10 protein-coding genes and 1 tRNA gene are annotated in these 13,358 nt (G+C 48.9%); 5 read left to right on the top strand and 6 right to left on the bottom strand.

What is annotated here, in order from left to right:
* Positions 1–16 precede the first annotated feature (16 nt).
* Positions 17–1,645: a T9SS C-terminal target domain-containing protein gene (locus EA392_11435; GenBank protein TVR37983.1), complete on the top strand. Its 1,629-nt coding sequence runs from the start codon at positions 17–19 to the stop codon at positions 1,643–1,645.
* A gap of 95 nt (positions 1,646–1,740) precedes the next feature.
* Here the strand turns inward: EA392_11435 and EA392_11430 are convergent, their stop codons facing one another.
* The 6 genes from EA392_11430 to EA392_11405 all read right to left on the bottom strand — a co-directional run bounded on the left by EA392_11430 (position 1,741) and on the right by EA392_11405 (position 7,901).
* Complete coding sequence (locus EA392_11430) at positions 1,741–2,694, bottom strand: hypothetical protein (protein ID TVR37982.1); 954 nt, start codon at positions 2,692–2,694, stop codon at positions 1,741–1,743.
* Between the two features lie 314 nt (positions 2,695–3,008).
* Positions 3,009–3,084, bottom strand: a tRNA-Pro gene (locus EA392_11425).
* 117 nt (positions 3,085–3,201) lie between these two features.
* Positions 3,202–4,176, bottom strand: coding sequence for a DUF4249 family protein (locus EA392_11420; protein TVR37981.1), 975 nt, complete (start codon positions 4,174–4,176; stop codon positions 3,202–3,204).
* A gap of 4 nt (positions 4,177–4,180) precedes the next feature.
* Positions 4,181–6,583 carry a TonB-dependent receptor gene (locus tag EA392_11415; protein TVR37985.1) on the bottom strand — a complete coding sequence of 801 codons (2,403 nt, stop codon included), beginning with the start codon at positions 6,581–6,583 and terminating at the stop codon, positions 4,181–4,183.
* A 100-nt stretch (positions 6,584–6,683) separates the two neighbouring features.
* The gene (locus EA392_11410; GenBank protein TVR37980.1) at positions 6,684–7,586 is read right to left on the bottom strand and encodes a mechanosensitive ion channel family protein; all 903 of its coding nucleotides are present in this window, start codon (positions 7,584–7,586) and stop codon (positions 6,684–6,686) included.
* 93 nt (positions 7,587–7,679) lie between these two features.
* Positions 7,680–7,901 carry a hypothetical protein gene (locus EA392_11405; GenBank protein TVR37979.1) on the bottom strand — a complete coding sequence of 74 codons (222 nt, stop codon included), beginning with the start codon at positions 7,899–7,901 and terminating at the stop codon, positions 7,680–7,682.
* Between the two features lie 197 nt (positions 7,902–8,098).
* Between EA392_11405 and EA392_11400 the strand changes: the two genes are divergently transcribed.
* The 4 genes from EA392_11400 to EA392_11385 all read left to right on the top strand — a co-directional run bounded on the left by EA392_11400 (position 8,099) and on the right by EA392_11385 (position 13,320).
* Positions 8,099–8,518, top strand: coding sequence for an Hsp20/alpha crystallin family protein (locus EA392_11400; protein TVR37978.1), 420 nt, complete (start codon positions 8,099–8,101; stop codon positions 8,516–8,518).
* A gap of 140 nt (positions 8,519–8,658) precedes the next feature.
* On the top strand, positions 8,659–10,410 hold the full coding sequence (locus tag EA392_11395; protein ID TVR37977.1) for a DEAD/DEAH box helicase: 1,752 nt from the start codon (positions 8,659–8,661) through the stop codon (positions 10,408–10,410).
* A gap of 21 nt (positions 10,411–10,431) precedes the next feature.
* Positions 10,432–12,195 (top strand): translational GTPase TypA, encoded by a 1,764-nt coding sequence (gene typA, locus EA392_11390; protein TVR37976.1) that lies wholly within the window; start codon positions 10,432–10,434, stop codon positions 12,193–12,195.
* A gap of 72 nt (positions 12,196–12,267) precedes the next feature.
* On the top strand, positions 12,268–13,320 hold the full coding sequence (locus EA392_11385) for a T9SS C-terminal target domain-containing protein (GenBank protein ID TVR37975.1): 1,053 nt from the start codon (positions 12,268–12,270) through the stop codon (positions 13,318–13,320).
* Positions 13,321–13,358 lie beyond the last annotated feature (38 nt).

Genomic DNA, 13,358 nt, shown 5'->3' with positions numbered 1-13,358 from the left:
CGGTGATGAGCCCTGTGTGTCCGATTGCAACGGTGACTTTGGCGGAACTGCTTTCTTCGACAATTGCGGCGTTTGCGTAGGAGGTACAACCGGACTTCAGCCATGCGCCCAGGATTGCAACGGAGTGTGGGGCGGAAGCGCCTTTGTGGATGATTGCAATGAATGCGTAGGTGGCAGCACAGGCAACGACCCCTGTGACCCGCAAAGCGATTGCGAGCTAACCTACAGCTACACAACAGTGCCGGCAACGCCCGGGTTTGCCAATGGCTCGGCCACCATTACAGTCACAGGTGGACTTGAGCCTTACAGTTATCAGTGGAATGATGCATTCATGCAAACCGGTCCAGAGGTGCTGGGCGTGTTTGCTGGCACCTATACATGCTTTGTCATGGATGCAGCTGGCTGTGAGGAATCCTTTGTTGTAGAGATACCATTTACGGCCACGGTGCCAACCACCCAGGTTCATCCGAATTTCTGTAATACGGGTGGTTACGAGCTTGGCGACTTTATTTCTGCCACGAGCATTCCTTCTGCGGAAGCATACCGTTGGGAATATACCCCAATTGGAGGTGCTGCGTTGCCGGAATATACCCGAAATACGAATAATCCCTGGATGCGTATTTCATGGATTGAGGGGGTTACACTGGCTCAAACTTATGAGGTGCGGGTGAAGGTACGGGTAAATGGTGTGTGGGGCGAATATGGTGATATGTGCACCATTGGCACTGCATCTGATGTACCACAAACCGAGTTGCGGCCAGAGTACCAGCTAACCAATGGTTCAGGAAACCTTTATCAAATGTGTGATTTGATGATAGCCTATTCCATCAGTGGGGCTACCAACTATCGCTGGAGATTAGACCCTGATAATGATCCAACCAACGGGAATGAAATTTACTACACCCGTGGTAGCGGAAATGCTAGTGTGCGCTTGTCTTGGTTTGAAGATCTGGTTCCCTCAACAACCTATAATGTTGCGGTTGAAGTTGCTATTGGTGAGACATGGAGTGGTTATGGTGCGGTGCATCCCATAGAACTCGGTCCACCTGCTCCTACATCAGTACGCCCTAACTACTGTGGAACCACATTCAGCTCACCTAGTGGTATACTGATTGCACAATCGGTGTGCACGGCTGATTTTTACCAATTTGAATTCAACAATACCACCACAGGGGTTGTGAGTACTGCCACCCGCCCTAACACAGGAATAAGCTTGTCTTGGAATGGAATTTCTCCAGCACTGACGGCTGGTGAATACGAGGTGCGGGTTCGGGTGCAGCAGGGAGGAGTTTTGGGAAGCTACGGAGCGATCTGCAATATTACCATTGCCGGCCCCGAGGCACCGCAGCAGGAAATAGCTGCAGCGCGTAGCCTCATTGAAACCGCATCGCTGTTGTATCCTAACCCCAACGGCGGAACCGAAGCGCGCCTTGAACTTTCAGGTCTTGGAGACGAAAGCCACAACGTGATGATTCAGGTGCGTGATTTACACGGTAAATTGATTCAGTCAATGGGCTTTGGTCATTACGGAAGTGAATTGAGTCGTTTGATACGCTTTGAGCCTGGTCTATCGCGTGGCGTTTACATGATACAGGTTGTGGTAGATGGCGAGTTGTTTACTACCGAGCGACTGGTTGTGATGTAGCCTGCCGCCACCATACAAACCAAATTTTAAAGCCCGGGGATCATTCTCCGGGCTTTTCGTTCTTTATTTGAATCAATGGAAATCAGCATACACACCTACCAGGTGTCAATATCACCGCGAAAAATCCACCAGTCGCTCCAGTCTGTAATTTCATCTGCAACCGGTCCTTTTGCGATAAAATGAATTGAGCGATTGATTGACCGAAAACCGTTTTGCTCCAGTACTTTCAGCAAAAAGGTGTTGCCCGGATTCACAGCGATGGAAAGCATACTGAAAGATGCCGATTGCCGCACAGATTTTAAAAGCGCATTGAAGGCTTCAGATGCGAATTCCGGATTCTGATTGGAGCACAAAAACTTCCCGATTATTAGTTCACGGATAAACTTTTTGCGTGTCTGTGCTTTTAGCTCGAAGTAAGAGCTCTCTCCCCCCGAATCGTAGGTGAATCGATAGTATGATCCCTCCTCGAAAGAAAAGCGATAGGCATCAAAATCACTTTGCTGGGCAATGTAATTCACCTCTTTTGGGCCGATAAAGTTGAGTTTTTCTCTTTCGGGCCATGCTTTGCGCAGTTGAGACTCAGGCGCGGAGAACACAGAGCGAAGAGGATTCAGCGGTTTCACATACCACTGAAGGTCAAAAGGGTTCTTCCAATCTTTGCGCATGAATGAGCCATACGACATCGGCACAGGAAAACCAATCAGCAGATCAAATTCAAAGTTGTTTTCAGGCAGGTGGATGTAATTGAGTAACTTAGCAAACAAACCCTTTCCACGAAAATCGGGGTGCACCAATGAATTTCCGCTTTGATATGCGCGGATGACTTGACCACTGTAAACCACCGGCCAGTAAAAAAAGGATTGAAACCCGGCAACCGTATCGCCAGAGGTTGATACAATGCGGATACAGTGGTCTTTTTGAAAAGAGTGCTCATAAAAATTATCGAACAGTGAGCTAAACGCATTGGTGCCGGTTTGGTATTCAGCGTCAAACAGCGCTACAACCTGCTCGCGCATCCAGTCTTCATAGGGCTTTATCTCCAGTTCCATGTATTGCACCTTTTGCACAAATGTAGAAAACCTCGGTGTACGGTGGTTTGTTGGAAGTCTGTCAGATTAATTTGTAATCATTGTTTGCAGAACCTGCCTCCGGTTTACAGGCCTGCCTTCCGCAGTATGGCTTGCGCGAGTTGGGCTCCAACTCACACTATCATTTTTAGAACTCCTGTATTCCGGAGTGGTAGTAAGGATTCTTTGCGGAAGTATCTGCGCGGCTTAGCACTCTACTTATTGGATAACCTGGGTGAAAATTGCCACAATAACGAAAAAAGGCTTAGCATTTCTGCTAAGCCTCTTTGTTTCAGTAGTCGGGGTGACAGGACTTGAACCTGCGGCCTCACGCCCCCCAGACGTGCACTCTACCAACTGAGCTACACCCCGATTTTCAGGTTGCGAAGGTAATCTTTTTCTCTTTTTCCAAAACCAAGTGATGAGAAAAGCTCAAAGCCCCTTTAAATATGTTGATAATACCATCTAATCAGAACTGTTAACTGACCCTTATTCTGCCGGATACAAGGGTATGGTATCAAAAGTGGGGCTGTAACCAATCCAGACTCCGAGACCGCCATCAATCATTGATACAACATTGGCCGGCGATGCAAAGGGATTGCCGGTGGTGCCAATCTGCTGTTCAAAAGAGCGCAGGGTTCGGGCTGCCTGCTGAGTAATAGTACACCATTTCACCACCACGGTATCTCCCTCCTTAAAGAAGCCGGCTTCAGCGTTGTTATCTTCAGGTTGCGGCGAATTTGCCGGCCTGCCCCGACCGTAGGCAAACTCAAAGGTAGTTCCATTGATAAACTGATCGTCGAACGCAGAGCCTATCGGCGCGTGAAAATTCAAATCTTTGGGACGATTGAGCGGATCGCCGGGCCTCCGGTTAATACGTTTGGCAAACCACCTGTAGGCATTTCCGAGGGTATCCGGGTCGGTGTGGCGCGCCCAAATCAGCCCAAGCGAATCCGTGTTGGCCCAGGTTTGGTACCATATTTCCTCCAACGGTATGGGTTGTGGAATGTGGGTACGCGAAGTAAGAACCTTGTCGCCCACCTTTACCTCCAGATTGTATGTGCCGCCCACTTCTCCCAGCACCGCAAAAGGATTGCTGCCAGGGTTACTATACACGCAGAAATTCAGCACAAACAGGTTTTCCAGTGCAATACCTGTTTGTTCACTTAAAATAGGCAGTAGCGAGTCGGGGAGAGCGTCGGTACAGGCTTCTTCCATTAAAACACCATTTACCCGAACTTCGGCATCGCGAATAAAATAGGAGTTGAAGGCGTCAATGTCCAATGGGTCAAAAAAGCCCTGGCTCCAGCTTACCAATATAAATGGAGGGCGGCCGGGCTCAATCGTGCCCTCAACCACAATCTGGGCATCTACGGGAGGCAGCTCAACGATAATATCCTTTTCACAAGAGAAAAGCAGAATCCCTGTACACGCCGCGATCAGTATGGAAAAGTAGTTTTTCATGCCGTCAGAATTTGAAGTTCCATGTGAGAGATGGCAAAATTGGGAAGAGCGACACCTGCTTGGCGTTTAAACCAAAAGTTCCGTCTGAAAAGGTGCCCGAACTGTCAAAGTAGTAGAAGTACGGGTTCAACCTGCTGTATACGTTGTAGATAGCAAGGGTAAGACTGCTCTGAATGCGTTTGGGCCTCTGTTTCTCCTCGCCGGTTTCGGGGTCGGTGTAGGTTTTGTCTTTTTTGAAGTTGTAGGTGGCGCTCAAATCCAACCGATGAAAACTGGCCATGCGCACGTCGTTTCGCGGACCGTAAATACTCACAATCTGGTTTTCCAGAAAGTAGCGACCTACGGGCAGCGTAATGGCGTTACCGGTGGCATACACAAAGGTGAGACCCATGTTCCAGCGCTTGTTAAACTCGTGCAGCACCACCAGCGAAAGGTCGTGACGGCGATCGAAGCGTGCCGGAAAACGTTCGCCGTTGTTAATATCTTCGAACACACGATCGGTGTTACTCAGGGTATAGCCCACCCATCCATTGGTTTTGCCAAATCGTTTTTTGAAGAAGAACTCAATACCGTAGGAGCGGCCATCGCCAAAGGTCAGCAGGTTGTCCTCATTGTTGCCCACGCCCTGGTCAGGAGTAACACCCTCCTTGTATTCAACGAGGTTGTCCATGGTTTTGTAATACACCTCAACCGATGCCTCGTACTTATTAGCGGCAAAGTTTCTGAAATAACCAATGTTATACTGCCGGCCAAACTGTGGTTCTACTATCGAGGTGGTAGGCAACCACACATCTGTGGGCAGCGACACCGGCGAAATAGACACCAAATGCACGTACTGGTAATTTTGGGTGAAGGCTGCTTTAACCGATGACTTTCCATTGAGTTTGTAGCGCACCGAAATCCGAGGTTCCAGTCCGCCGTAGGTGCGGATATTCGCCCCTCGCCCGTAGCTGATGGTATCCACGTTTTGCCCCAACTCATTCACAATGTACCGGGTAAAAGGTCCTGTGTGCTGAAATCCCGACACGCGCAAACCGGCATTGATGGCCAGATCGTCGGTGATATCCCATTCGTCTTGCACAAAAATGGCAGCTTCGTGTGCATAAAAGCGCTGCTCTTCGCCGAGGTCAAAAATGGTGGCTCCTTGTGTGGCTGTGGCGTTGTTGGGCGTGAAGTGGTGGAAAGTATACTCCACGCCAAACTTCACTTTGTGCCGGATATCGGGGTACCACGTAAAGTGGTTCTTAAAGGTGTAATCCCGGATAGAGGAGAAGAGGTTGATGTTGAAGTCGCCCTGTTCACCGCCAAAGTTAAAATCGTAGCGGGTGTGGGTAAGCACCGTTTTCATGAAGAGGTTGTCCTTAAAAAGGTGCGTCCAGCGCGCGGCAGCGGTACCGTTTCCCCAATTGATGTTGAAGAGTACATCGGCAGCGTTGCTGTTGAAGGTAAATACATCGCGTCCGAAATAACCTGAAAACGAAAGTTGGTCTTTATCGCTGAAACGGTAGTTGATTTTCGCATTCAGGTCGTAGAAGTAATATCCCGAGCCGTTGAATGCTGATTCTTTGGGGATGAAAGGCTGCGCAAGTACGTCAATATAGGTTCGTCGGCCACTCACCAGAAAGGAGCTTTTTCCTTTTTGTACCGGGCCTTCCAGGGTGAGACGGGAGGCGATAAGACCGATACCTCCCTCTCCACCAAAGGTTTGGTTGTTTCCTTCGTTCATGGTAATATCGAGCACTGAAGCCAGTCGGCCACCGTATTCAGCAGGCATACCACCTTTAATAAGATTTACATTCTTGATGGCGTCGGCGTTAAATACCGAAAAGAAACCAAAGAGGTGAGAGGCATTGTAAACCACGGCATCGTCCAACAGAATGAGGTTTTGGTCCGGGCCACCCCCTCGCACGTAAAAACCTGTGTTGCCTTCACCGGCCGACTGCACACCGGGCAGTAATTGAATGGTTTTCAGTACGTCAACTTCTCCCAAAAAAGCCGGAATCTGCTTGATTTGTTGAACTTCCAGCTCAATCTCGCTCATTTGAACGCTGCTCGTATTTCGATCCAGATCGCCAGTAATAACTACCTCATCAAGCGTAACCGTTTCTAATGCCACGTTGATGCGCAAGCGCCTCTCCTCTTCAAAGGCTAGTTTTTGCTCGTAATTGGTGTAACCCAGATAGGAAACAACGAGGGTGAAATCTCCTGAAGGGGTTTTCAGTGAATAGAAACCATTTGTATTGGTAGTGGTACCGCGCTGCGTTTCCTTTATGTACACATTGGCCCCAAGGAGGTATTCGCCCGAAGCAGCGTCGCTTACATACCCGCTAATGGTGTAAGTTTCGTCCTGGGCATGGGCACTGAGCATGGTCAGGTACGCAAATAAAAGCAGCAGCTTACCTCTTATCATCGGTGGAGCATTCGTTGGAAACCTTCGTCATTGCTTCGGAACGCAAAAGTAACAGAATACTGTGCCCAAGGTTTTGCAGAGGATGGTCAGAGCGAAACTATTCTTCGCCCAAAATCTGCTTTTTCTCGGAAGAGTTTTTGAACATGAGCATGCGATGGGGTATTCCGAGAAGTATACCTTCTTCGTCGAAGCGCTTTTTGCAGCTTCGGTACATGTCAAAACGAAGCAAAAAAGCATGAACGGGGTCGTTTACCCATACATACGCCCTTAATACGGTGGCGCTGTCGTCAAAGCCAATCACCCGAACCTGCACCACGGGATCGCCGGCGGTAATTTCCTGAGGAGTCCGGTTATCAATACAATAGGGGTGTTTCAAGGCCTCCTCGCGCATAATTTTTATAGCCAGTTCCATGTCGCTATCCAGGCTGATACGCATTTCCACGTACTCGCGTACCTTAGGGTCGTCAATGGTGTGATTCAGGATATTGGCAGCCCCTACTGCTGAATTGGGAATCACCACACGCCGGTTTTGAAAATCGCGGATTACCGTGTGGCGCAATGTAATATCATCTACAAACCCCTGGTATTCCGGTGAAACACGAATCAGGTCTCCAACCCGAAAAGGTCTCGACATGACAATAAAAATTCCGGAGATGATGTTTGCAAAAGCTGCCTGAGCAGCAAAACCAATGATTGCTACCAAAATTCCTGCCCCGGCAAAAAGCGTTATGGCCAAAGCGCGCAGTTGAGGAACGGTGAATATAATGAGCGTGAGGGCCGTAAACCAGATAAGGGCAGAGATGGCGTTGTTCAAAAAGCGAAGACGTGTGAGGTCTCCGCTCTGGTGCTCAACATCGCGCCGCATAATTCGCCGCATCAGCATCCCCATAACCCGCGTAAGGATAATCGCGCCAATGACTATTAGTACCGCTGTGCTGGTATAGATAATGGTACTGTACTCGGCTATGATATCCCAGATATTTAATTCAAGATTAAGCATATTTAAAGGCGCTGATTTCACAATACTTCGTTGAACAAGCCTTGCTGAACAGTTCGATGGGCTAAAGTAGTGTTTTCACCATAGCGCCGCGCCTTAGCGGCCTGTTTTCCTGAATCGCGCTTTGCGCTTTCGGTAGTATGAATCCAGGGCCTCGCGCATTTCGACCGAGAAATCTTCGTTCCACATATCGTACAAACCCTGAATGTTTCGGTAGCTCTCAAAGTCAACGTCGTCCAGGTAGGCAATCCACTCCTCCAAAGTGAGGGTAACGCCTTGCTTGTTGGTATAGGTTCTTGCTTTTTCTGTGGAATGCATCGGGTGCGAAGATAAGGTATCCTTCAGGAGATAGGATGCTGAAATAATGTCAGGGCAAATTACTGGAATTGCGTCATAATGTCTGCTAATCAGTCTTTTCACGAACAAAATGTCCGGTATTTTTCATCGGCACAACCATTGAGCAGGGCTTTTTAGACGAACAGAAAAAACATTGTAAACCCAAAAAACTTACTATTATGACACTCACCAAATTTCGCAAAAACCCACCTGTATTCAGTCCGTTTTTCGACAGCCTGTTTGACAGCGACTTCTTTGACAACCGTATGCAGCGCGACATTCCATCTGCCAACATCAAAGAGTTGGACGATCGCTTTGAAGTAGAGCTCGCCGTGCCGGGTTTCGACAAGGATGATGTGAACATTGAACTGAACGCCGGTTTGCTCACCATTTCATCTGAAAAGAGCGAAGAAAAGGAGGATAAAGACGCGCGCTACAGCCGTCGGGAGTTCTATTATCAGTCGTTTAAGCGCTCTTTTCGTATGCCAGATAATGTAAACGAAGAAGACATCAAGGCACAGGTCAAAAATGGCATCCTGAAGGTTGATATTCCAAAACGCACTGAGGAAAAGAGGACCAAAACCATTCAGATCTCATAGCGATCAGATTTGTTTTCATGATTGATTGGTGACCGGTTCAGCTTCTTACAAGCTGGGCCGGTCGTATTTTACACTGATTTGGTCGGGTTTAACTTTTTGCTTACATTTTAAGCCTACCTTTGCGGCCTTTTTAGAGAACAATGCAAGCATTTCAAGAACTGGGACTTCACGAATCATGGGCAGCGGCTTTGGCCGCAGCATCCATTACTGAACCCACCGCGATCCAGGTGCAGGCTATTCCGGTTCTGTTGCAACAAAATAGCGACTTTATTGGTCTGGCCCAAACAGGAACTGGAAAAACGATTGCCTACGGGCTACCTATCCTTCAGCACTGCAACACTGCTGAACCTACTACTCAATTCCTGGTTGTGGCACCCACGCGCGAGCTGGCTGTGCAAATCGGCGAAGAACTCAAGCGCTTCGGAAAGCAGCAGCGTGGACTACGACTACTCACTGTGTACGGAGGCGCCCCTATTGCGGGTCAGCTGCGCTCTTTACGCGCAAACGCTCCCCATATTCTGGTGGCAACACCCGGACGTTTGCTCGATTTAATCCGACGCAAAGAAGTATCTCTCGACACTGTAAACGCGGTGGTTCTCGACGAAGCCGATGAGATGCTCAACATGGGTTTTAAAGAGGATGTGCACGAGATTCTGAAACACACCGGTGATCATCCCATCTGGATGTTTTCGGCTACCATGCCTCCGGCCATTCGCACCATTACCGAAACGTTTATGACCGATCCGGTGGTGGTGTCTATCGACTCCACGCAACGCACCAACGTAAATATAGAGCACCGATACGCCATTGTAACCCGCAAAAACCGCAACGAAGCCTTAAAGCGCTTTCTTGATCACATTCCTGATGTATATGGGATTGTTTTTTGCCGTACCCGTGTGGATACCCAGGAAGTGGCCGACGATTTAAACCGGAGCGGTTACCGCGTAGAAGCTCTTCATGGTGACCTCTCTCAAGTGCAGCGCGAGCGCGTAATGAACCAGTTTCGCAAGCGCGCTCTCAAAATGATTGTGGCAACCGACGTGGCGGCCCGGGGTTTGGATATCAACGACCTGACCCACGTATTTCACCTTGGTATGGCACAAGATCACGAATCGTTTGCGCACCGAAGCGGACGAACCGCTCGAGCCGGAAAGTCGGGCATGTCGGTATTGCTGCTCAACCCGAGGGAGGAGTCGTCTATGCGGCGTCTCGAAAAAACTTTGAAAATAAGTGTTCAGCCTATCGAAATTCCCACGCTTCAACAAGTTCAGCGCGGCCAGCTCGACCTGTGGGTAGATAATCTCAAAAAGACCAAGCCAGCTAAAGGCCAAATGGTTGAAAGCGCGATGGAGCAATTGATGGAACTCTCCAAAGAAGAGTTGATTGGTAAGCTGCTTGCCCAACAATTGGGAGGTGCACCACGTGGTGCCGATGATGATTTAAATGCCAGATCAGAACGCTCATCTTTCCGGGAACGCGGAGAGAGAAGTGATCGTCGTGAAGGTCGCAAAGGACGTGAATCATGGCAAGACCGCGAGCGCAAGTCTGAAGGTAAACGCGAGCGCACCGAGCGTGCCGACCACGACCGCAAATCCGACCGCAAAGGAGAGAAGAAGGATCGCCCTGAACGTAAGGCACGCAGTAAAAAAAACGATGACGGGACACGTTACTTCATCAATGCCGGATTTGCAGACGGTCTCGACCCGAAAACACTGGTGGATTTTGTGGCGGAACAGGCAGGTATTTCGCGCAAGCAAATAGAACGCGTTTCCATCAAAGATCGTTTTGCCTTTTTTGATGTACAAGGTCAGGAAGGCAAAAACATTGGTCGTCACTTTGACGGTCTTGAAGTAAACGGTCGAAAACTGCGGGTTAACCGCGACGATGAATAATTTTTTCCCCATTCCATTTTCATGAAATCTGTAAGAAACGTTGCCATTATTGCACACGTTGACCACGGTAAAACCACCCTGGTTGACTGCATTATTCATGCTTCTCAAACCATTGAAGCACACAAAGAAACCGGCGAGCTCATCCTCGATAACAACGACCTTGAACGCGAGCGCGGAATCACCATTTTGTCTAAAAACGTATCGGTGGTGTACGAAGGTGTTAAAATCAACATCATTGATACACCCGGTCACGCCGACTTTGGCGGAGAGGTAGAGCGCGTGCTTCGCCTTGCCGACGGAGTGCTGCTTCTTGTGGATGCCTTTGAAGGCCCCATGCCTCAAACCCGTTTTGTACTCGGAAAGGCCGTTGAACTTGGGCTGAAACCCATTGTGGTGGTAAATAAGGTAGACAAGGAGAACTGTACACCCGACGAAGCCCAGCAAGCTGTTTTCGACCTGATGTTTAATCTCGATGCCACCGAAGAGCAGCTCGATTTTGAAACAGTTTTCGGGTCGGCCAAGCAAGGGTGGATGAGCACCGATTGGCAAAAGCCCGGCACTGATGTGTTGCCGCTGCTCGATACCATTTTGCGCGTCATTCCCGAAGCACCGTACCATGCCGGACCTGCGCAAATGCAAATTACCTCACTCGACTACACCAGTTTTGTGGGGCGTATTGCGATTGGCCGTGTGTACCGTGGCGATTTGGCGGAAGGGCAGGAGTACATGCTCTGCCGCCGCGATGGCTCTATGAGAAAGATGCGCATCAAGGAGCTGTATGAATTTGTAGGACTGGGCCGAGAGCGTGTGAAAAGTGTTCGGTCCGGAGATATCTGTGCCATCGTGGGGCTTGAGGATTTTGAAATTGGCGACACCCTTGCCGATAAAGATCAGCCCGAAGCACTGCCGCGCATTGAGGTGGATGAACCCACCATGAGCATGCTTTTTACCATCAACAATTCTCCGTTTTTTGGCAAGGAAGGCAAGTTTGTGACCAGCCGCCACCTGCGCGACCGTTTGATGAAGGAAACCGAGAAAAACCTGGCACTTAAGGTAGAACCTACCGATTCGGAAGAAAAATTCAATGTGTACGGAAGAGGTATTCTTCACCTTTCCATTCTGATTGAAACCATGCGCCGTGAAGGCTATGAGCTACAGGTTGGAAAACCCAAAGTAATTCTCAAAGAGATAGATGGAGTAACCTGCGAGCCGTACGAAACACTTGTGATTGACGTGCCCGACAGCGTTTCAGGAAAAGCCATCGAGTTGGTTACGCAGCGCAAAGGCGACCTTTTGGTGATGGAGCCCAAAGGTGATTTGCAGCACCTTGAGTTTGATATTCCCTCGCGCGGATTGATTGGATTGCGCAATCAGATTCTCACCGCCACGGGAGGAGAAGCCGTAATGACCCACCGCTTCCGTTCTTACGAGGCTATGAAGGGCGTCATCACCACGCGTCTTCAAGGATCATTGGTTTCAGTTGAAACAGGCAAAGCTACCGCTTACGCCATTGACCGGTTGAAAGACCGCGGACGGTTTTTCATTGAGCCGGGTTCCGACATTTACAAAGGTCAGGTAGTAGGGGAGCACAGTCGCACCGGAGACCTTGAAGTAAACCTTGTAAAAGGTAAGAAACTCACCAACGTTCGTGCATCAGGTAGCGATGAAGCTGTAAAGTTGCCGCCACCGGTGCGCTTTTCGCTCGAAGAAGCCATGGAGTACATTGGCGATGACGAATACCTGGAAGTTACTCCGCAAAACATCCGTATGCGGAAAATCCGTTGACGAGTTTTGTAACCAATGAGAAACAGCGTTGTGAAAATTGACGCATAACCAGGGTTCTGTTTAACTTGCAGCATGAATTTTTCATCGTTAAGCAAGTGTTTTGGGTTGGTTTTGGTTGGTTGCGGCCTTGCGGCTGGTCTTGTTGCCCAAATACCGCCGGGTTATTATGACGATGCAGAAGGCTTGTACGGAGATGAACTTCGGGAAGCCCTGCACCAGATTATTCAGGGGCATACTGTAATATCCAACAGCGAAATCTGGGCTGCTTTTGAAGCTACGGATATGAAACCCGATGGTACTGTTTGGGATATGTACTCTGATATTCCGGGCGGTCAACCTGCGTATGTGTATGAGTTTGTAACTGACCAGTGTGGTAACTACAGTCAGGAGGGCGATTGTTTCAACCGCGAACATTCTTTTCCGCAAAGCTGGTACGTTAGCACAGCTCCTATGTCAACCGATCTTTTTCACATTTACCCCACAGATGGATTCGTGAACGGTGTTCGTGCAAATTACCCTTATGGTTCGGTAGGAACTGCCAATTTTACAACCACTAACGGTAGTTTGCGCGGAACAAGTAATTGGACGGGGTATTCAGGTGTTGTTTTTGAGCCCATTGATGAATACAAAGGTGATTTTGCCCGAACATTTTTTTACATGCTTACTCGCTATTATCCACAGATTTCTCAATGGCAAACTGATATGATACAGGGAGATAACTTTACCGGGTGGGCCAGGGATTTATTGCTGCAATGGGCTGCCAACGACCCGGTAAGCCAAAAGGAAATAGATCGCAACAACGCGGTTTTTGGCATTCAGGGCAACCGCAATCCCTTTATTGATATTCCGGAATTTGCGGCAAATGTGTGGGATGAAACCGTTGGTATGAAAGTACTTAACGAAGAAACAGCTTTCAGGATGTGGTATGCCAGCGACTTTGTTTGGCTGGATGGTACCGCGGAAAACATACAATTAGAAGTTTTTGACGCGAGCGGCAGATTGTTGATTCAGTCCAATACCAACGGGCACAGTTTACAGGTTGGTCAGCTTCCTGCAGGAATGTTTATTGTGAGGGCAGCGGATGGGAATGGAGCCTCAACCATTAAATTCGTCAAGAGCAAATAAAAAACCGCCGGAATGACTCGCGGCGGTTTTTAGCTTTT

The sequence above is a fragment of the Cryomorphaceae bacterium genome, assembly GCA_007695365.1.
GTDB lineage: Bacteria > Bacteroidota > Bacteroidia > Flavobacteriales_D > SKUL01 > SKUL01.
The sequence above is the reverse complement of the archived record's forward strand: the minus strand, read 5'-3'. Positions and strand labels throughout refer to the sequence as shown.